Annotated in this window: 17 protein-coding genes; 14 read left to right on the top strand and 3 right to left on the bottom strand. The window is 64.9% G+C overall.

The annotated features are described in order from the left end of the window. The first annotated feature begins 29 nt into the window (after positions 1-29). The 10 genes from murD to lpxC all read left to right on the top strand — a co-directional run bounded on the left by murD (position 30) and on the right by lpxC (position 11,556). Complete coding sequence (gene murD, locus BTH42_RS21110) at positions 30-1,541, top strand: UDP-N-acetylmuramoyl-L-alanine--D-glutamate ligase (protein WP_075302972.1); 1,512 nt, start codon at positions 30-32, stop codon at positions 1,539-1,541. Beyond that, on the top strand, positions 1,538-2,797 hold the full coding sequence (gene ftsW / locus BTH42_RS21105; protein ID WP_075302970.1) for a putative lipid II flippase FtsW: 1,260 nt from the start codon (positions 1,538-1,540) through the stop codon (positions 2,795-2,797). The genes murD and ftsW overlap by 4 nt, the downstream gene beginning before the upstream one ends. After that, positions 2,794-3,918 (top strand): undecaprenyldiphospho-muramoylpentapeptide beta-N-acetylglucosaminyltransferase, encoded by a 1,125-nt coding sequence (murG, locus tag BTH42_RS21100; RefSeq protein ID WP_075302968.1) that lies wholly within the window; start codon positions 2,794-2,796, stop codon positions 3,916-3,918. The genes ftsW and murG overlap by 4 nt, the downstream gene beginning before the upstream one ends. Next, the gene (gene murC / locus BTH42_RS21095; protein ID WP_075302966.1) at positions 3,915-5,318 is read left to right on the top strand and encodes a UDP-N-acetylmuramate--L-alanine ligase; all 1,404 of its coding nucleotides are present in this window, start codon (positions 3,915-3,917) and stop codon (positions 5,316-5,318) included. The genes murG and murC overlap by 4 nt, the downstream gene beginning before the upstream one ends. A gap of 1 nt (position 5,319) precedes the next feature. Then, positions 5,320-6,264: a D-alanine--D-alanine ligase gene (locus BTH42_RS21090; protein WP_075302964.1), complete on the top strand. Its 945-nt coding sequence runs from the start codon at positions 5,320-5,322 to the stop codon at positions 6,262-6,264. 24 nt (positions 6,265-6,288) lie between these two features. After that, positions 6,289-7,041 (top strand): cell division protein FtsQ/DivIB, encoded by a 753-nt coding sequence (locus BTH42_RS21085; RefSeq protein ID WP_075302962.1) that lies wholly within the window; start codon positions 6,289-6,291, stop codon positions 7,039-7,041. Positions 7,042-7,068: 27 nt separating this feature from the next. Then, positions 7,069-8,301, top strand: a complete 1,233-nt coding sequence (ftsA, locus tag BTH42_RS21080) for a cell division protein FtsA (protein ID WP_075302960.1) — start codon at positions 7,069-7,071, stop codon at positions 8,299-8,301. 114 nt (positions 8,302-8,415) lie between these two features. Beyond that, the gene (gene ftsZ / locus BTH42_RS21075) at positions 8,416-9,618 is read left to right on the top strand and encodes a cell division protein FtsZ (RefSeq protein WP_075302958.1); all 1,203 of its coding nucleotides are present in this window, start codon (positions 8,416-8,418) and stop codon (positions 9,616-9,618) included. Positions 9,619-9,847: 229 nt separating this feature from the next. Next, positions 9,848-10,351 carry a peroxiredoxin gene (locus BTH42_RS21070; RefSeq protein ID WP_075302956.1) on the top strand — a complete coding sequence of 168 codons (504 nt, stop codon included), beginning with the start codon at positions 9,848-9,850 and terminating at the stop codon, positions 10,349-10,351. Positions 10,352-10,638: 287 nt separating this feature from the next. Continuing rightward, on the top strand, positions 10,639-11,556 hold the full coding sequence (gene lpxC, locus BTH42_RS21065) for a UDP-3-O-acyl-N-acetylglucosamine deacetylase (RefSeq protein ID WP_075303032.1): 918 nt from the start codon (positions 10,639-10,641) through the stop codon (positions 11,554-11,556). Positions 11,557-11,629: 73 nt separating this feature from the next. Here the strand turns inward: lpxC and BTH42_RS21060 are convergent, their stop codons facing one another. Beyond that, positions 11,630-12,115, bottom strand: a complete 486-nt coding sequence (locus tag BTH42_RS21060) for a DciA family protein (protein WP_075302954.1) — start codon at positions 12,113-12,115, stop codon at positions 11,630-11,632. A 288-nt stretch (positions 12,116-12,403) separates the two neighbouring features. Here BTH42_RS21060 and secA point away from each other — a divergent pair, with 288 nt between their 5' ends. The 4 genes from secA (at position 12,404) to BTH42_RS21040 (ending at position 17,931) form a co-directional block, all read left to right on the top strand. Beyond that, entirely contained in the window at positions 12,404-15,214 is a 2,811-nt protein-coding gene (secA, locus tag BTH42_RS21055) for a preprotein translocase subunit SecA (RefSeq protein ID WP_075302952.1), read from the top strand. A gap of 150 nt (positions 15,215-15,364) precedes the next feature. Further along, positions 15,365-16,606 carry a bifunctional glutamate N-acetyltransferase/amino-acid acetyltransferase ArgJ gene (gene argJ, locus BTH42_RS21050; RefSeq protein WP_075302950.1) on the top strand — a complete coding sequence of 414 codons (1,242 nt, stop codon included), beginning with the start codon at positions 15,365-15,367 and terminating at the stop codon, positions 16,604-16,606. Between the two features lie 36 nt (positions 16,607-16,642). Next, positions 16,643-17,512, top strand: coding sequence for an ATP-binding protein (locus BTH42_RS21045; RefSeq protein WP_075302948.1), 870 nt, complete (start codon positions 16,643-16,645; stop codon positions 17,510-17,512). Beyond that, positions 17,509-17,931, top strand: coding sequence for an NUDIX domain-containing protein (locus BTH42_RS21040; RefSeq protein ID WP_075302946.1), 423 nt, complete (start codon positions 17,509-17,511; stop codon positions 17,929-17,931). The genes BTH42_RS21045 and BTH42_RS21040 overlap by 4 nt, the downstream gene beginning before the upstream one ends. Positions 17,932-18,048: 117 nt before the next feature. Here BTH42_RS21040 and yacG read toward each other — a convergent pair whose 3' ends face one another. Together yacG and zapD are read right to left on the bottom strand one after the other, a co-directional pair. After that, positions 18,049-18,252: a DNA gyrase inhibitor YacG gene (gene yacG / locus BTH42_RS21035; protein ID WP_075302944.1), complete on the bottom strand. Its 204-nt coding sequence runs from the start codon at positions 18,250-18,252 to the stop codon at positions 18,049-18,051. A gap of 113 nt (positions 18,253-18,365) precedes the next feature. Then, on the bottom strand, positions 18,366-19,121 hold the full coding sequence (zapD, locus tag BTH42_RS21030) for a cell division protein ZapD (RefSeq protein WP_075302942.1): 756 nt from the start codon (positions 19,119-19,121) through the stop codon (positions 18,366-18,368). Between the last annotated feature and the right edge of the window lie 140 nt (positions 19,122-19,261).

The raw sequence follows: 19,261 nt of genomic DNA, 5'->3' as shown, positions 1-19,261 counted from the left end.
CGGCGCGCGAAGTCTAGAAAGGGAAGGCGATGTTCGGCGAGAAGTTTCGGGATCGGCAAAAGCCGATGGTGCTCGTGCTGGGACTGGGTGAATCCGGTCTCGCGATGGCGCGCTGGTGCGCGCGGCACGGCTGTCGGCTGCGAGTGGCCGATACGCGCGAGGTGCCGCCGAACCTGTCGGCGCTCGAAGCACATCGGGTCGACGCCGAGTTCGTCGGCGGCCCGTTTTCGCCGGCGCTGCTCGAAGGTGTCGAACTGGTCGCGATCAGCCCGGGGCTGTCGCCGCTCGCCGCCGATCTGCTGCCGCTGATCAGCGCCGCGCGCGAGCAGGGCATTGCGGTGTGGGGCGAACTCGAACTGTTCCAGCAGGCGCTGCGCACGCTCGGTGAGTCGGGCTACGCGCCGAAGGTGATCGCGATCACCGGCACCAACGGCAAGACCACCACCACGAGCCTGACTGGCTTGTTGTGCGAACGCGCGGGCAAGAAGGTCGCGGTGGCGGGCAACATCAGCCCGTCGCTGCTCGACAAGCTCAGCGATGCGATCGACCAGACCGCGCTGCCCGACGTGTGGGTGCTTGAACTGTCGAGCTTCCAGCTGGAGACCTCGCACACGTTTACGCCGGATGCGGCGGCGGTGCTGAACATCACGCAGGATCACCTCGACTGGCACGGCGGCCTCGATGCATACGCTGCCGCGAAGGGCCGCATCTTCGGTACACAGACCGTGCGCGTGCTCAATCGCGACGACGCCCGCGTGATGTCGCTGGCGGACGCGGCCGGCGAGGCCGAGGTCGTCACGTTCGGCGTGACCGAGCCGCATAACGTGGGCGACTACGGTCTGCTGCGCGACAACGGGATCGTCTGGCTGGCGGTCGCGCACGACCGCGACGCGAGCGACGAACCGGCGCCGAAGCGGCGTCGCAAGAACGAAGTGGCGGCGACGCCGGATATCGCGCTCAAGCGCCTGATGCCCGCCGACGCACTGCGGATTCGCGGCCTGCACAACGCCGCTAACGCGCTGGCCGCGTATGCGCTCGCGCGCGCGGTCGGCCTGCCCGGCGCGCCGCTGCTGCACGGTCTGCGCGAGTATCGCGGCGAGCCGCACAGGGTGGAACTGATTGCATCGATCGACGGGATCGATTACGTGGACGACAGCAAGGGCACCAACGTCGGCGCGACGGTTGCCGCGCTCGACGGTCTCGCGCAGCGCATCGTGCTGATCGCCGGCGGCGACGGCAAGGGCCAGGCGTTCGAACCGCTCGCCGCGCCGGTGATGCGCTGGTGCCGGGCGGTGATGCTGATCGGCCGCGACGCGCCGCAGATTCGCGCGGCGCTCGAACACACCGGCATCGCAATGACCGATCACGCGACGCTCGAAGAAGCGACGCGCGCGGCCACCGCGCTCGCGCAGCCGGGCGACGCGGTGCTGCTGTCGCCCGCGTGCGCGAGCTTCGACATGTTCAAGGGTTACGCGCACCGTGCGGCGGTTTTCCGCGACACGGTCGAAGAAATCGCGGCCGAACGGGGGACGATGATATGAGCTGGTCGGAACGTTTCGGCTCACGCGAAGCCGCCGGCAACGGCGGCGCGACGCGCTCCACGCGCGGCGGCGGCAGCGGTCTGGCGAGCGCGGTCAACGGCGTGCGGCCGCTGCGCTCGCGCATGCTCGACTACGACCACTCGCTGCTGTGGGTGGTCGTCGCGCTGCTCGGGCTCGGCGTCGTGATGGTGTATTCGGCGTCGATCGCGATGCCCGATTCGCCGAAGTATTCGTCGTACCGCGACTGGGCGTTCCTCGTGCGCCAGATCATCTTCGTCGTGATGGGTTCGGTGATCGGCGTCGTCGCGTTCCGCGTGCCGATTTCGACGTGGGACAAGTACGCGCCGAAGCTCTTTCTGATTTCGCTGGTCGCGCTCGTGATCGTGCTGATTCCGCACGTCGGCAAGGGCGTGAACGGCGCGCGCCGCTGGATTCCGCTCGGCATCACGAACATGCAGCCGTCGGAAATCATGAAGCTCGCGGTGACGATCTACGCGGCGAACTACACGGTGCGCAAGCAGGAATACATGCACAGCTTCGCGAAGGGCTTTCTTCCGATGGCCGTCGCGGTGGGCCTCGTCGGCATGCTGCTGCTGCTCGAACCGGACATGGGCGCGTTCATGGTGATCGCGGCGATCGCGATGGGCGTGCTGTTCCTCGGCGGCGTGAACGGCAAGCTGTTCGGCGGCCTGGTGGCGACCGCGGTGGGCACTTTCACGCTGCTGGTGTGGGCGTCGCCGTGGCGGCGCGAACGGATCTTCGCGTACCTCGATCCGTGGGACGACCGCTACGCGCAGGGCAAGGCGTATCAGCTGACGCACTCGCTGATCGCGTTCGGGCGCGGCGAGTGGTTCGGCGTCGGCCTGGGCGGCAGCGTCGAGAAGCTCAACTATCTGCCGGAAGCGCATACCGACTTCATCCTCGCGGTGATCGGCGAGGAACTCGGTTTCGTCGGCGTGCTGGTCGTGATCCTGATGTTCTACTGGATCGTGCGCCGCTCGTTCGAGATCGGCCGTCAGGCGCTCGCGCTCGATCGCACGTTCGCGGGTCTGGTCGCGAAGGGCGTCGGCATCTGGTTCGGCGCGCAGACCTTTATCAACATGGGCGTGAACCTCGGCCTGCTGCCGACCAAGGGTCTGACCTTGCCGCTCGTCAGTTACGGCGGCTCGGGCATCGTGCTGAACTGCGTGGCGATCGCGGTGTTGATGCGGGTCGACTATGAGAACCGGGTATTGATGCGCGGAGGGAAAGTATGACCCTCGCGCGGCAACGCACGCTGATGGTGATGGCCGGCGGCACCGGAGGACACGTGTTCCCCGGGCTCGCGGTCGCGCATCTGATGCAGGCGTGGGGCTGGAACGTCGTGTGGCTCGGCAACCCGGCGGGGATGGAAGCGACGCTGGTGCCGAAACACGGCATTCCGATGGAATACGTGCGCTTCGGCGGCGTGCGCGGCAAGGGCATCAAGACCAAGCTGATGCTGCCGGTCAATCTGCTGCGCGCATGCACGCAGAGCTTTTCGGTGCTGCGCCGCGTGAAGCCCGACGTGGTGCTCGGCATGGGCGGCTACATCACGTTCCCGGCGGGTCTGATGACCGCGCTGAGCGGCCGGCCGCTGGTGCTGCACGAACAGAATTCGATCGCCGGTCTCGCCAACAAGGTGCTCGCGAAACTCGCGAAGCGCGTGCTGGTCGCGTTTCCGAATGCGTTGCCGCGCGGCGAGTGGACCGGCAATCCGATTCGCGAGGAACTTGCGCGCGCGAATGCACCCAAAGCACGCTACGCGCAGCGCAGCGGTCCGCTGAACGTGCTGGTGGTCGGCGGCAGTCTCGGCGCCGCGGCGCTCAACGAAGTGGTGCCGCGCGCGGTCGCGCTGCTCGGCGCCAGCGAACGGCCGCGCATCGTGCATCAGGCGGGCGCCAGGCATATCGACGCGCTGCGCGAGAACTACGCGGCAGCCGGCTTGCAGGCCGGCGCGGACGTGACGCTGGTGCCGTTCATCGACGACATGACGAGCGCGTACGAGCAGGCCGATCTGGTGATCTGCCGCTCGGGCGCGATGACGGTGTCGGAGATTTCGGCGGTCGGCGTCGCCGCGCTGTTCGTGCCGTTCCCATACGCGGTCGACGATCACCAGACCACCAATGCAGCGTTTCTCGCCGACAACGGCGCGGCGCTGGTCGTGCAACAACGCGATCTGTCGGCGGAAAAACTCGCCGACTGGTTGCGCAGCCAGACGCGGGACAGTCTCGCGTCCATGGCGGAGCGTTCGCGCTCGCTCGCGAAACCGGATGCCACCGAACAGGTCGCGCAGATCTGCGCGACGGTGGCGGGTGCGGGTTCGATGGCGGGCGTGAGCCCAGAAGGAAAGCAATGAAACACATCGTCAAACACATTCATTTTGTCGGCATCGGCGGCGTCGGCATGAGCGGCATCGCCGAGGTGCTGGTCAACCTCGGCTATCAGGTGAGCGGCTCGGACCTGTCGGGCAACGCGGTGACCGAACGTCTCGCCAAACTCGGCGCGCGTATTTCGATCGGCCATGCGGCAGAGAACATCGAAGGCGCGAACGCGGTGGTCGTCTCGACCGCGGTGCGCAGCGACAACCCGGAAGTGCTCGAAGCACGCCATCGGCGCATTCCGATCGTGCCGCGCGCGGTGATGCTCGCGGAGCTGATGCGGCTGAAGCAGGGCATCGCGATTGCCGGCACGCACGGCAAGACCACCACGACCTCGCTGGTCGCGAGCGTGCTCGCCGCCGGCGGGCTCGATCCGACTTTCGTGATCGGCGGCCGGCTGATCAGCGCGGGCGCGAATGCGCGTCTCGGCACCGGCGACTTCATCGTCGCCGAGGCGGACGAGTCGGACGCGTCGTTCCTGAACCTGTTCCCGGTGATCGAAGTCATCACGAACATCGACGCCGATCATATGGACACCTATGGGCACGACTTCGCGCGGCTCAAGCAGGCGTTCATCGAGTTCACGCACCGTCTGCCGTTCTACGGCATTGCGGTGCTGTGCGTCGACGATCCGAACGTGAAGGAGATCCTGCCGTTCGTGTCGAAGCCGATCATCCGCTACGGCTTCGCGGCCGACGCACAGGTGCGCGCGGTCAACGTCGAAGCGCGCGAAGGCCGCATGCATTTCACCGCGCTGCGCGAAGACGCGGCGCCGCTCGACATCGTGCTGAACCTGCCGGGCGAGCACAACGTGCAGAACGCGCTGGCCGCGATTGCGATTGCGACTGAACTTGAAGTGAAAGATGCCGATATCCAGCGAGCGCTGGCGGATTTCAACGGCGTCGGCCGGCGCTTCCAGCGCTACGGCGAAGTGCCGGTGTTCAGCGACGGCAATGCGGTGGGCGGCTACACGCTGGTGGACGACTACGGTCATCACCCGGTCGAAATGGCCGCCACGGTGGCGGCGGCGCGCGGCGCGTTCCCGGGCCGGCGTCTGGTGCTGGCGTTCCAGCCGCACCGTTTCACGCGTACGCGCGATTGCTTCGAGGATTTCGTCAAGGTGCTGTCGACCGTCGATGCGCTGGTGCTGACCGAGGTGTATGCGGCCGGCGAAGCGCCGATCGTCGCCGCCGACGGCCGCGCATTGGCGCGCGCGCTGCGGGTCGCGGGCAAGGTCGAGCCGGTGTTCGTCGATACGGTGGATGAAGTGCCGGACGCGCTTTGCGCGGTGGTGCGCGACGGCGATGTGGTGATTACGATGGGCGCGGGCTCGATCGGCGGTGTGCCGGGTCGCCTCGCTCAGGAACAGAAGGTGTGAGATGAGCAGCAGTATCGATCCGAAAAAATTCGGCAAGGTGGCGGTGCTGCTCGGCGGTAATTCCGCCGAGCGCGAGGTGTCGCTCAATTCCGGGCGTCTGGTGTTGCAGGGCCTGCGCGATGCGGGCGTCGACGCGCATCCGTTCGATCCGGCCGAGCGTCCGCTGTCCGCGTTGAAGGACGAAGGCTTCGTGCGCGCGTTCAACGCGCTGCATGGCGGCTACGGCGAGAACGGCCAGATCCAGGGTGCGCTGGACTTTTACGGCATCCGCTACACCGGCAGCGGCGTGCTCGGTTCGGCGCTCGGTCTCGACAAGTTCCGCACCAAACTCGTGTGGCAGCAGCTCGGCATTCCGACGCCGCCGTTCGAAGCAGTGCTGCGCGGCGACGACTACGAAGCGCGCGCGCAAGACATCGTCGCGAAGCTCGGTCTGCCGCTGTTCGTGAAGCCGGCCAGCGAAGGCTCGAGCGTCGCGGTGATCAAGGTGAAGAGCGCGGACGCGTTGCCGGCCGCGCTGATCGAAGCGGTGAAGTACGACCGCATCGTGGTGGTCGAGAAGAGCATCGAAGGCGGCGGCGAATACACCGCGTGCATCGCCGGCACGCTGGATCTGCCGGTGATCCGCATCGTGCCGGCCGGCGAGTTCTACGACTATCACGCGAAGTACGTCGCCAACGACACCCAGTACCTGATTCCGTGCGGTCTGGCCGCAGCCGAAGAAGCGCGTCTGAAGCAGCTCGCGCGCCGCGCGTTCGACGTGCTCGGCTGCACCGACTGGGGCCGCGCGGACTTCATGCTGGATGCCGCGGGCAACCCGTATTTCCTCGAAGTGAACACGGCGCCTGGTATGACCGATCACTCGCTGCCGCCGAAAGCGGCGCGCGCGGTCGGCATCAGCTATCAGGAACTGGTTGTCGGCGTCCTGGCGCTGACGTTGCAGGACTAACCGGGGCAACCCGAAAGCAACACCATGTGGAACAACGTTCGCCAGCTCAATCTCGCCACCAACGCATTGCATGCGTTGCTGGTGCTCGTGCTGCTGGCGGCGGGCGCTTACTGGCTGATCCAGCGTCCGAACTTCGCGCTGCACGCGATCCAGATCGACGGCGACACCGAGCACATCAATTCGCCGACGGTGCGCGCGGGTGTGGTCGGCAAGCTGAAGGGCAACTTCTTCACGGTCGATCTCGACGTCGCGCGGCAGGCGTTCGAGCAGATGCCGTGGGTGCGTCACGCGAGCGTGCGGCGGGTCTGGCCGAACGCACTGGCTGTCACGCTCGAGGAGTACAAACCGCTGGGCACGTGGGGCAGCGATCAGCTGGTGAGCACGGACGGCGAGCTGTTCACCGCGAACCAGGGCGAACTCGACGAAGAGTTGCCCGCGTTCGACGGTCCGGACGGCACCGCGAAGGAAGTCGTCGCGCGTTATCACGACTTCCAGAAGTGGTTTGCGCCGCTCGGCGCGACGCCGGAGGAAGTCACGTTGTCGCCGCGCTACGCGTGGACGGTGAAGCTGTCGAACGGCACCCAGGTCGAGCTGGGCCGCGAGCGCAATCAGGACACGCTGGGCGATCGCAGCAGGCGCCTGACCGCGGCATGGGGCGCGGTCACGCAACGTTGGGGAAAGGATATCGAGTATGCGGACTTGCGCTATCCGAACGGTTTCGCGATTCGTGCCGCTGGCATGCGCTTCATCAGCGAACCCGACAAGGGCAAGAAGTAAACGGACATCACACGCACTGAGCACGCTATGAGTAAAGACTATAAAGATCTGCTGGTCGCCCTCGACATCGGAACGTCGAAGGTAGTGGCCATCGTCGCCGAGTTGAAGGGCGAGGGCCACTACGAGGTGATCGGTCTCGGCCAGAGCGAGTCGAAGGGGCTCAAGAAAGGCGTGGTGGTCAACATCGAAGCCACCGTGCAGTCGATCCAGCGCGCGCTCGAGGAAGCCGAGCTGATGGCCGACTGCAAGATCACCAACGTGTTCACCGGGATCGCCGGCAGCCATATCCGCAGCTTCAATTCGAGCGGCATGGTGGCGATCAAGGAAAAGGAAGTGACCCAGGCGGACGTCGCGCGCGTGATCGAAACCGCGAAGGCGATCAACATCCCGACCGACCAGCAGGTGCTGCATATCCTCACGCAGGAATTCATCATCGACGGTCAGGAAGACGTGCGCGAGCCGATCGGGATGAGCGGCATCCGTCTCGAAGTGAAGGTGCATATCGTCACCGGCGCGGTCAGCGCGGCGCAGAACATCGTCAAGTGCGTGCGCCGCTGCGGCCTCGAAGTGAACGATCTGATCTTGCAGCCGCTCGCGTCGTCGCTCGCGGTGCTGACCGAAGACGAGAAGGAACTGGGCGTGGTGCTGGTCGACATCGGCGGCGGCACCACCGACATCGCGATCTTCAGCGAAGGCGCTATCCGTCACACCGCGGTGATCCCGATCGCCGGCGACCAGATCACCAGCGACATCGCAATGGCGCTGCGCACGCCGACGCCGGACGCCGAAGACATCAAGGTCGATTACGGCATCGCCAAGCAGGCGCTTGCCGATCCGGACGAAATGATCGAAGTGCCGGGGCTCGGCGAGCGCGGTCCGCGCACGCTGTCGCGCCAGGCGCTGGCCGCGGTGATCGAGCCGCGCGTCGAAGAACTGTTTTCTCTCGTGCAGCAGGTGGTGCGCGAGTCGGGTTACGAAGAGCTGCTGAGCTCGGGCGTCGTGTTGACTGGCGGCGCGTCGATGATGCTCGGCATGGTCGAGCTCGGCGAGGACATTTTCCTGAAACCGGTGCGCATCGGCGTGCCGGAATACGCGGGCGGTCTCGCCGACGTCGTGCGCAATCCGCGCTATTCGACGGCGATGGGTCTGCTCGTCGAAGGACGCTCGCAGCGTATGCGCGGGCGCAAGGTTGCAGTGCAGTCGGGGTCGATGGGCCAGGTCTTCTCGCGCATGAAGGACTGGTTCCTCGGCAACTTCTGAGCACGGGTTTCGAAATACGCGCTGGTGCCGGCGGCTGGTGCGCGACAGGGGGTTGCCCGATCCCCTGCCGGATAACGCCGAGTGGCGGTACTTTTTTATCTTGACGGAGGCAACATGGAATTCCAGATGCTGGAAACCGAAACGAACGGCACCATCATCAAGGTGGTCGGAGTAGGTGGCGCTGGCGGCAATGCCGTTCAGCACATGATCAACAAAGGCGTGCAAGGCGTCGACTTCATCGTGATGAACACGGACGCGCAGGCTCTGTCGCGTTCGCGCGCGACCGCGGTGATCCAGCTCGGCAACACGGGTCTGGGCGCCGGCGCGAAGCCGGAAATGGGCCGCGCCGCCGCTGAAGAAGCACGCGAGCGCATCGCCGACGCACTGCGCGGCGCGCACATGGTGTTCATCACCGCGGGCATGGGTGGCGGCACCGGCACGGGCGCCGCACCGGTGGTCGCGCAGATCGCCAAGGAAATGGGCATCCTGACCGTCGGCGTGGTCAGCAAGCCGTTCGAATTCGAAGGCGGCAAGCGCATGCGCGTCGCGGAAGCCGGTTCGCAGCAACTGGAGGATCACGTCGACTCGCTGATCGTCGTGCTGAACGACAAGCTGTTCGAGGTGATGGGCGACGACGCCGAGATGGACAAGTGCTTCCAGTGCGCCGACGACGTTCTGAACAACGCGGTTGCCGGTATCGCTGAAATCATCAACGTCGACGGTCTGGTGAACGTCGACTTCGAAGACGTGAAGACGGTGATGGGCGAGCAGGGCAAGGCGATGATGGGCACGGCGACGGTTGCCGGCGTCGATCGCGCGCGCCTCGCGGCCGAACAGGCTGTGGCGAGCCCGCTGCTCGAAGGCGTCGATCTGTCGGGCGCGCGCGGCGTGCTGGTCAACATCACGTCGAGCCGTTCGCTGCGTCTGTCGGAAACCCGCGAAGTGATGAACACGATCAAGAGCTACGCGGCGGAAGACGCCACGGTGATCTTCGGCGCGGTGTACGACGATGCGATGGGCGACGCGCTGCGCGTGACGGTGGTTGCAACGGGTCTCGGGCGCGCGGCGAAGAAGCAGCAGTCCGCACCGATGACGCTGCTGCGCACCGGCACCGACAACCAGCCGATCGCCGCGATGCAGCATGCGGCGTACGCGCCGGCGGCCGCGCAGGCGAGCACGGCCGACTACGGCGCGCTGGATACGCCGGCAGTGTGGCGCACCTCGCGCGACACCGCGGCATCGCACGTGCAGGCGCTGCAGGAAAAGGGCGTCGATACGTACGACATCCCGGCGTTCCTGCGCAAGCAGGCGGACTGAGCGCGCGAGCAGGCTTTCGTTGCCGCGCTGCGGTAGTACGCAGTGCAGCGCTGGCGGACGAATGCACGAGCGTGGCGGGTGAACGGCGAGAAGGTCGCGTATCGTCTGATTCGCGGCAGGGGCAACTGCCCTCTGCAAAAAGCGCGAAGCGGACGGCACGGCTGCCGCCGGATTTCACTGCGACACGAGAACGTGCGAGCGTGCTTCGCATCGATGCAAAGGACTGAGCATGATCAACGCAGGTGACAAGCTGCCCGACGCGACGCTCTTCGAATATGTCGAAGACGGCCGGGCGGGCTGCACGATCGGACCGAACAATTTCGACGTGCGCGGGCAGACGGCGAACAAACGCGTGGTGATCTTCGGATTGCCGGGCGCGTTTACGCCGACCTGCTCGGCCAAACATGTACCGGGCTATGTCGAGCATGCCGAGCAGTTGCGCGCTGCCGGCGTCGACGAAATCTGGTGCGTGTCTGTCAACGACGCGTTCGTTATGGGCGCGTGGGGACGCGATCAGCACACCGCGGGCAAGGTGCGCATGATGGCGGACGGCAGTGCGGCTTTCACACGGGCGCTCGGTCTGGAGCAGGATCTGTCGGCGCGTGGGATGGGAATTCGTTCCCAGCGCTACGCGATGGTGGTCGACGACGGCGTGGTCAAGACGCTGAACGTCGAAGCCGCCGGCAAATTCGAAGTCAGCGATGCAGCGAGTATTCTCGCGACGTTGAGCTAGTTACAGGCGTTACGCCTTCGCCTTTCGCTGCGCGCATCTGTCGCGTGGCGCTGCGGCAACGGCGCACAAGACGCTTTTGTGACAGGCCGTTACGCGGGCCGATGACCGGAAACGCCTCCGTTCCGGCGCATCGGCCCGTCACGCTTTCCTTCGCGGTGCCCAGGGGGTAATGCAGCGAAACAGATTGATACGTTCCCTGGAAGGACGCTCGTCTGGGGAATGGAGTATAATTCGGGCTATGGAATAAAAAGTCCCGATTGGGATTTTCAATCGAACAGAAGATCACCATGTTGAAGCAGCGCACTATCAAATCGATCGTCAAGACTGTCGGCATCGGCCTGCACTCGGGCCGTAAAGTCAATCTGACACTCCGTCCAGCGGCGCCGGATACCGGCATCGTGTTTTCGCGCGTGGATCTGGCCACTCCGGTGGACATTCCTGCGTCGGCGATGGCGATTGGCGATACGCGACTCGCTTCGGTGTTGCAGAAAGACGGCGCGCGGGTGTCGACCATCGAGCACCTGATGTCCGCCTGCGCCGGTCTCGGCATCGACAATCTGTATGTCGACGTGACCGCCGAGGAAATCCCGATCATGGACGGCAGCGCGGGTTCGTTCGTGTTCCTGATCCAGTCGGCCGGGATCGAAGAGCAGAACGCGCCGAAGAAGTTCATCAAGGTCACGAAGCCGGTGGAAATCCGTGACGGCGACAAATTCGCGCGTCTCGATCCGTTCTTCGGCTTCAAGCTGAAGTTCACGATCGACTTCCGTCATCCGGCCGTCGACAAAACCGGCCAGGCGCTCGAAGTGGATTTCGCCAACACGTCGTATGTGCGCGAAATCGCGCGCGCACGCACGTTCGGCTTCGCGCATGAAGTGGAAATGATGCGCGAGCTGGGTCTGGCGCGCGGCGGCAGCATGGACAACGCGATCGTGCTCGACGAGTACCGCATCCTGAACAACGACGGCCTGCGTTACGACGACGAGTTCGTCAAGCACAAGATGCTCGACGCGATCGGCGACCTGTATGTGGTCGGCCATCCGTTGCTGGCTTCGTACACCGCGTACAAGTCGGGTCACGGCCTGAACAACGCGCTGCTGCGCGAATTGCTCGCGCATGAGGACTCGTACGAAATCGTCACCTTCGACGACACGCAGAAGGCGCCGCGCGGCTTCGCGTACGAAACGCAGACGGCATTCGCGTAACGCTTGCGGCAACGCGGCGTTGATAAGAAAAACGGCCCATTCGGGCCGTTTTTTTTCGTTCAGCGAATTTCGCTCAGCGCGTCGTGCGCCGATGCCGGGCCGCCATGCGCGCCAGCGCTTCCTGCAACGGCGACGGTTCGAGCGATTCGCTCAACGCCTGCAGCGCGGCCGCGCCAACCGGTGTCATACGCGCCTGCTTGATAGGCGGCGGCTCCTTGATGGGTTGCGGCCGCACGCGAATTCTCAGCGCGTGAACCTGCCAGCCGCGTTGCTGCAGGTCCGACAGCAGCCGCGGCTCCAGATGGCGCAAGCGCGCGGCGAGCGCGTTGTGCGCGGCAAACAGCGCCAATACACCTTCCTTGACGAAGCCGGGCTCGACACTGGTTGCCAGATAGTCGGGCAGCAGTTCGCGCAAATCCTTCTCGAGCGCGGCGATCTGCTCGACGCCCGCGCGCAGTGCCGCGAACGCGTCCGTACGGCCGAGTACTTCGGCGACGGGCTGCGGCCGGCGCAGGTCGAACTGCTTGGGCTGCCTTGAAAAGGACGGAAAACGGCTCATGTTCAGAAGTAACGACGTGAGCGCACCCGATGTGCGCCAACGTCGCGATTGTACCGCGCGGGCACTGCGCGAAACCGTCCGGCGAGCTGCCGCGGAGGGCGGCAGACGGGCCGGAAACGGCCTGCAGCCGTCACGCCGTCGACACGAGCGCGGCCGGAGGCGCGTGCTAAAATGCCCGATTCGAATTCACTCTTGGACTAAGCGGCCGAGGACTTTCCGACCCAGACGCAGGTGTGCGCAAACCGCACGCCGCGAGCCAGCCGAAGCCGCGACGCAGACACCGATCCGATGACCACCGGTTTTCTACAGAAGATTTTTGGCAGCCGCAATCAACGGCTAGTCAAGCAATATCAAAAGACCGTCGCGGCGATCAATGCGCTCGAACCGCAGATCGAGCAATTGACGGACGAACAGCTGCGCGCCAAAACGGGTGAATTCCGCCAACGCGTCGCGAGCGGCGAGTCGCTCGACAAGCTCCTTCCCGAAGCGTTTGCCGTCTGCCGCGAGGCCAGCAAGCGGGTGCTGAAAATGCGCCACTTCGACGTGCAGATGATCGGCGGCATGGCGCTGCACTACGGCAAGATCGGCGAAATGCGCACGGGCGAGGGCAAGACGCTCGTCGCGACGCTGCCGGTGTATCTGAATGCGCTGTCGGGCCGCGGCGTCCACGTGGTTACCGTCAACGACTACCTCGCGCAGCGCGACGCCGAATGGATGGCGCGTCTGTACAACTTCCTCGGCATGTCGGTCGGCATCAACCTGTCGCAGATGGAGCACACGGCGAAGCAGCAGGCTTACGCCGCGGACATCACGTACGGCACCAACAACGAATTCGGCTTCGACTACCTGCGCGACAACATGGTCTACGAGACCGACGCGCGCGTGCAGCGCAGCCTGAACTTCGCGGTCGTCGACGAGGTCGACTCGATCCTGATCGACGAAGCGCGTACCCCGCTGATCATCTCCGGCCAGGCCGAAGATCACACCGAACTCTACGTGCGCATGAATGCGCTGCCGCCGCTGCTCGAGCGCCAGATCGGCGAAGAGAAGGCGGACGGCACCGGCGTCGAAAAGCCGGGCGACTACACGCTGGACGAGAAAGGCCGTCAGGTGTTCCTGACCGAGTCGGGCCACGAGAAGGCCGAGCGTCTGCTCGCCGAGTGGGGCCTGATCGGCGAGGGCGAGAGCCTGTACGCGCCGCAGAACATCACGCTGATGCACCACGTGTACGCGGCGCTGCGCGCGCATACGCTGTTCTTCAAGGACCAGCACTACGTGGTGCAGAACGGCGAAGTGATCATCGTCGACGAATTCACCGGGCGTCTGATGGCCGGTCGCCGCTGGTCGGATGGTCTGCACCAGGCGGTCGAGGCGAAGGAGCACGTGAAGATTCAGAGCGAGAACCAGACGCTCGCATCGATCACGTTCCAGAACTACTTCCGCATGTACGCGAAGCTCGCCGGCATGACCGGCACGGCCGACACCGAAGCGTACGAATTCAACGAGATCTACGGTCTCGAAACGGTCGTGATCCCGACCAACCGTCAGCCGAAGCGGATCGACAAGCAGGATCAGATCTACAAGACCGCGAAGGAGCGCTATGACGCGGTGATCCGCGACATTCGCGAGTGTTATGAGCGCGGTCAGCCGGTACTGGTCGGCACCACGTCGATCGAGAACTCGGAGGTGCTGTCGCATCTGCTGAAGCAGGCCGGCTTGCCGCACGAAGTGCTGAACGCGAAGCAGCACGCGCGGGAAGCGGCGATCGTCGCGGAAGCGGGCCGTCCGCAGCGCATCACGATCGCGACCAACATGGCCGGCCGCGGTACCGACATCGTGCTCGGCGGCAACGCGGAAAAGCAGGCGCTGTTCATCGAACAGGACGAAACGCTGTCCGACGAAGAAAAGCAGAGCCGCATCCAGAAGCTGCACGACGAATGGCAGACGCTGCACGATCAGGTGAAGGCCGCGGGCGGTCTGCACATCATCGGCACCGAGCGTCACGAGTCGCGCCGGATCGACAATCAGCTGCGCGGCCGTGCCGGCCGTCAGGGCGACCCGGGTTCGTCGCGTTTCTATCTGTCGCTGGAAGATCCGCTGCTGCGCATTTTCGCGGGCGACCGCGTGCGCGCGATCATGGATCGCCTGAAAATGCCGGAAGGCGAGGCGATCGAAGCGGGCATCGTGTCGCGTTCGATCGAATCGGCGCAGCGCAAGGTCGAGGCGCGCAACTTCGATATTCGTAAGCAACTGCTCGAATACGACGACGTGTCGAACGACCAGCGCAAGGTGATCTACCAGCAGCGCAACGAACTGCTCGAAGCGAATGACATCACCGAGACGATCACCGCGATGCGTCACGGCGTGGTCGCCGACCTCGTGCATCAGTTCGTGCCGGCGGGCAGCATCGAAGAGCAGTGGGACGTGCCCGAGCTCGAGGAACTGCTGCGCAACGACTGGCAGCTCGACCTCGCGATCCAGGAAATGATCAACGAGTCGAACTCGATCAACGCCGACGAGATTCTCGAAGCGGTCGAAGCCGCCGCGGACGAAGCGTACGAAGCGAAGGTCGAACTGGTCGGCCGCGAGTCGTTCAGCGGCTTCGAACGCTCGATCATGCTGCAGACGCTCGACCGCGCATGGCGTGAACACCTCGCCGCGCTCGACCATCTGCGCCAGGGCATCCATCTGCGCGGCTATGCGCAGAAGAACCCGAAGCAGGAATACAAGCGTGAAGCGTTCGAACTGTTCGCCGCAATGCTCGACGCGGTGAAGCTCGAAGTCACGCGCATCGTGATGAACGTGCAGATCCAGTCGCCGGAGCAGCTCGAAGCGGCCGCCGAGCAGATCGAAGAGCAGGGCGGTCATCTCGTCGACAACGTCGAGTTCCGCCATGCCGAGTTCGCGGAAGCCGCCGCGCCGGTCGCGGCCGAAGCCGCCGCCGCGATGATCGGCGACGCGATGAGCCACGGTCACAGCGCGACGCCGCAGGCCGCGGTGCACGTGAATACCGACAACGTGCCGAAGGTCGGCCGTAACGACCCGTGCCCGTGCGGCAGCGGCAAGAAGTACAAGCAGTGCCACGGCAAGATCGCGTAAAGCCGACACGGCGCGCTCCCGGGCGCGCCGCGTTGTTTTGCGCGCCGCTTGGCCGTTGATTTCGCAGGTGAGCCGGCAATTCTCCCGGGTCATCAGTTCCGTTTCCCCAATGCCGGCTCCAGCCGGCATTTTCTTCGACAGGTCGCGACCATGGCTGTCAACTTTCCCTCGATCGATCCCGCTCAACTGCACCCCGTCGCCGGCGTCAAGCTCGGCTGGGCGGAGGCGAACATCCGCAAGCCGAACCGCAAGGACGTGCTGGTCATTTCCGTCGACGAAGGCGCGACGGTCGGCGGCGTGTTCACGCAGAACCGCTTCTGCGCGGCGCCCGTGACCGTGTGCCGCGAGAACCTGCAGCGCGTGCGCACGGGCGGCAAGCCGATTCGCGCGCTGGTGGTGAACACCGGCAACGCGAACGCGGGCACCGGCGAACCGGGCCTCGCGGCGACCCGCGAGACCTGCGCGGAACTCGCGCGTCTGACGGACCTCGCGCCGGAGCAGGTGCTGCCGTTCTCGACCGGCGTGATTCTGGAACCGCTGCCGGTCGATCGTCTGAAGGCCGGCCTGCCGGCCGCGCTCGCGAACCGCAAGGAAGCGAACTGGTTCGACGCCGCGCAGGCGATCATGACCACGGATACGTTGCCGAAGGCCACCTCCCGACAGGTCACGATCGACGGTCACACGGTCACGCTGACCGGCATCAGCAAGGGCGCCGGCATGATCAAGCCGAACATGGCGACCATGCTCGGCTTCCTCGCGTTCGACGCGAACGTCGCGCAGCCGGTGCTCGACGAACTGGTCAAGCACGTCGCGGACCGCTCGTTCAACTGCATCACGATCGACGGCGATACGTCGACCAACGATTCGTTCATCCTGATCGCGTCGGGCAAATCGAGCCTGCCGGCGATCACGTCCACCGACTCGCCCGCTTATGCAGCGCTGCGCGATGTGGTGACCGAAGTCGCCCAGACCCTCGCGCAACTGATCGTGCGCGACGGCGAAGGCGCGACCAAATTCATGACCGTGCAGGTAGAGGGCGGCTCGAGCGCCGGCGAATGCCGCCAGATCGCGTATGCGATCGGCCACTCGCCGCTCGTGAAGACGGCCTTCTATGCATCGGATCCGAACCTCGGCCGCATTCTGGCGGCCATCGGCTATGCCGGCATCGATGATCTCGACGTCGGCAAGATCGATCTGTATCTGGACGACGTGCTGGTCGCCACCGCCGGCGGCCGCAATCCGGCCTACCGCGAGGAGGACGGCCAGCGCGTAATGAAGAAGAGCGAGATCGGCATTCGCGTCGTACTCGGCCGCGGCGATGCGCAAGCCACGATCTGGACCTGCGATCTGTCGCACGACTACGTCAGCATCAACGCCGACTATCGCTCGTAACAGGTTCAATGCGCGGCCACGGGCCGCCTACTCAACATGGACAAACTCGAACAGTTTCTGACCCGCGCCGAAGCCGTGCTCGGCCGCCTGGAAGCGATGCTTCCGCCCGCCGCGCCGGAGATCGACTGGTCCGCCGCGGTTGCGTTCCGCTGGCGCAAGCGCCAGGGGCGCGGCTATCTGCAGCCGGTGCCGGCGATTTCGTCGATCACGCTCGACGACCTGCAGAACATCGATCGCCAGAAAGGGCTGATCGAACAGAACACGCGCCAGTTCGTGCGCAAGCAGCCCGCCAACAACGTGCTGCTGACGGGCGCGCGCGGCACCGGCAAGTCGTCGCTGATCAAGGCGTGCCTGAACGCGTTCGCGCAGGACGGTCTGCGTCTGATCGAAGTGGACAAGGACGATCTGCACGATCTCGGCGACATCGTCGATCTGATCGCGCAGCGGCCGGAGCGCTTCATCGTGTTCTGCGACGACCTGTCGTTCGAAGACGGCGAGTCGGGCTACAAGGCGCTGAAGGTCGCGCTCGACGGCTCGGTCGCCGCGCAGTCGGACAACGTGCTGATCTACGCGACGTCGAATCGCCGCCATCTGCTGCCCGAGTACATGAGCGACAACGAGACGTACAAGCACACGTCGGACGGTGAGATTCACCCGGGCGAACTGGTCGAGGAAAAGATCTCGCTGTCCGAGCGTTTCGGGTTGTGGGTCAGCTTCTATCCGTTCAAGCAGGACGACTACCTGAGCATCATCGCGCACTGGCTGCGCCATTTCGGTTGCGACGACGCCGAAATCGAGGCGGCGCGCGGCGATGCGCTGGTGTGGGCGCTCGAACGCGGATCGCGCTCGGGGCGGGTCGCGTGGCAATTCGCGCGCGACTGGTCCGGCCGCAAGACCCCGGCATGAGCGACGCGAGCAAAAACGGCGCGGGCCGTCCGGTCACCGAGGTCGCGGTCGGCGTGCTGGTGCAGCCGGATGGGCGCTATCTGCTCGCGCAGCGTCCGGCCGGCAAGCCGTACGAGGGCTACTGGGAGTTTCCGGGCGGCAAGCTGGAAGCGGGCGAGTCGGTCGAGGCCGCGCTCGCGCGTGAATTGCACGAAGAGCTGGGGATCGAGGTCGAGGCGTGTCATTTGTGGCATACGCTCGAACACGATTATCCGCACGCGTATGTGCGGCTCTTTTTCTGCAAGGTGACGCAGTGGTCGGGCGAGCCGCACGGCCGGGAAGGTCAGGCCTTCGTGTGGCAGAGCCTGCCTGCCGACGTGGCGCCGTTGCTGCCGGCGACGATTCCGGTGCTGGAGTGGCTCGCGGCCGAGAAGAAGTAAATCCGCAGGCCCAGACCGAACACGCGGTAGCGTGCGTTGCTCAGGCAACGTACGCTACCGCGTGATTTTTTTGGGGGCGGTGGTTTTTCGTGGAGAGCGGGCGTCAGCGCAACACGCTCAATGCGGGTTGTAGTCGCCGCGCGGCGGCTCTTCATCCGAGGACGGCCCTTCCTGCTCGTTGCCGCCGATCTTGTATTTCTCGGCGGCCCATGCGCCGAGATCGATCTGCTTGCAGCGCTCGGAACAGAAAGGACGGAAGCGGCTTTCGGGAGTCCAGCGGACATCTTTACCGCAGGTAGGACATTTGACGACGGTAGGCATACGGTCGGACGGTCAATCGCAAACGGAACAAGTAACGAATATAGGGCTATTTCGCGCGGCTTCAAAGGCGCGTTGCCCGCAAGCCGCGGCGGGCTTGCGAGGCCGGCGGCGCTCTACAGACTGCAGAGCGTGAGCTGGAACGGCACGTCGATGTCGACTGCGCGCGGGCGCAGATCGCTCTCCTGCACGGTGAAGCGCACCCACAGCATGTATTTGTTGGCGCTCGCTTCCGGGATCACGCGCAATTCCGGGGCCACGCGAACCTGCATCAATTGATACGAGCGGCCGGACAGCATCTGCTGATAGCTGCCTTGCATCGCCATCACCTTCGACGCCTGACCCGATTCGCGCGCGAGGCGCAGCACGATCGTCGCCGCGTCGCGCAGCGGCAGCAGCGGCGTCACCCATTTGGCGATGTCCTGACGGCGCTGATCGGGATGCAACTGTTGCCACGCGTAGTACGACGGCAGATCGAATTTACAGGTCCCGCCGGGAATGATCGCGCGGCTGCGGATGCTCGCGAGCCATTCGTTGTCTGCAAGATGCTGGCCGGTTTTACCCTGCATCTGCGTGAGTCCCGCGAGAGTCTGTTCGATTTCCCCGAGCACCGCTTCGAGCGCGTTCTGTTCGATGCCGGGATTGCCGCGAAACGGCGCGAGCGTTTGTCGCTGGCGCTCGAGTTCTTTCATCAGATCGGATTTCAGATCCGCACGGCCCGCGACTTCGGAGATTTCGAATAGCGTTGTCAGCGCGACGTGATGTTCCCTGGCGTCTTCCTGAGTCAGAAAGAACGTGAAGCGCTCGAACAGATCTTCGAGGCGCAACAGCGTCCGGATTCGCTCATTGAAGGGGTACTCGTAAAGGATCAAGCGGGGTCGCCTCGGGCGTGGTCGGTGACAGGAATGCAAAACATTCTAATGCCGTGGGACTACCCAAGCAATCACGCACTTTTTCGGCGCGCTTTCGCAACTTTTTTCGTCAGTTCACGGTGTTCTGAGCGGTTCGGCTC

The organism is Burkholderia sp. SRS-W-2-2016, from assembly GCF_001931485.1.
Classification (GTDB): domain Bacteria; phylum Pseudomonadota; class Gammaproteobacteria; order Burkholderiales; family Burkholderiaceae; genus Paraburkholderia.
This window is presented reverse-complemented; position numbering and strand designations above follow the sequence as displayed.

What these genes read in the sequence shown, in the direction of transcription:
- argJ (WP_075302950.1), top strand. Translation starts at nt 15,365, where the DNA reads ATGGCTGTCAACTTTCCCTCGATCGATCCCGCTCAACTGCACCCCGTC.
- BTH42_RS21045 (WP_075302948.1), top strand. Translation starts at nt 16,643, where the DNA reads ATGGACAAACTCGAACAGTTTCTGACCCGCGCCGAAGCCGTGCTCGGC.
- secA (WP_075302952.1), top strand. Translation starts at nt 12,404, where the DNA reads ATGACCACCGGTTTTCTACAGAAGATTTTTGGCAGCCGCAATCAACGG.
- BTH42_RS21085 (WP_075302962.1), top strand. Translation starts at nt 6,289, where the DNA reads ATGTGGAACAACGTTCGCCAGCTCAATCTCGCCACCAACGCATTGCAT.
- BTH42_RS21090 (WP_075302964.1), top strand. Translation starts at nt 5,320, where the DNA reads ATGAGCAGCAGTATCGATCCGAAAAAATTCGGCAAGGTGGCGGTGCTG.
- ftsZ (WP_075302958.1), top strand. Translation starts at nt 8,416, where the DNA reads ATGGAATTCCAGATGCTGGAAACCGAAACGAACGGCACCATCATCAAG.
- lpxC (WP_075303032.1), top strand. Translation starts at nt 10,639, where the DNA reads ATGTTGAAGCAGCGCACTATCAAATCGATCGTCAAGACTGTCGGCATC.
- BTH42_RS21060 (WP_075302954.1), bottom strand. Translation starts at nt 12,115, where the DNA reads ATGAGCCGTTTTCCGTCCTTTTCAAGGCAGCCCAAGCAGTTCGACCTG.
- murG (WP_075302968.1), top strand. Translation starts at nt 2,794, where the DNA reads ATGACCCTCGCGCGGCAACGCACGCTGATGGTGATGGCCGGCGGCACC.
- yacG (WP_075302944.1), bottom strand. Translation starts at nt 18,252, where the DNA reads ATGCCTACCGTCGTCAAATGTCCTACCTGCGGTAAAGATGTCCGCTGG.
- BTH42_RS21040 (WP_075302946.1), top strand. Translation starts at nt 17,509, where the DNA reads ATGAGCGACGCGAGCAAAAACGGCGCGGGCCGTCCGGTCACCGAGGTC.
- murC (WP_075302966.1), top strand. Translation starts at nt 3,915, where the DNA reads ATGAAACACATCGTCAAACACATTCATTTTGTCGGCATCGGCGGCGTC.
- ftsW (WP_075302970.1), top strand. Translation starts at nt 1,538, where the DNA reads ATGAGCTGGTCGGAACGTTTCGGCTCACGCGAAGCCGCCGGCAACGGC.
- ftsA (WP_075302960.1), top strand. Translation starts at nt 7,069, where the DNA reads ATGAGTAAAGACTATAAAGATCTGCTGGTCGCCCTCGACATCGGAACG.
- BTH42_RS21070 (WP_075302956.1), top strand. Translation starts at nt 9,848, where the DNA reads ATGATCAACGCAGGTGACAAGCTGCCCGACGCGACGCTCTTCGAATAT.
- murD (WP_075302972.1), top strand. Translation starts at nt 30, where the DNA reads ATGTTCGGCGAGAAGTTTCGGGATCGGCAAAAGCCGATGGTGCTCGTG.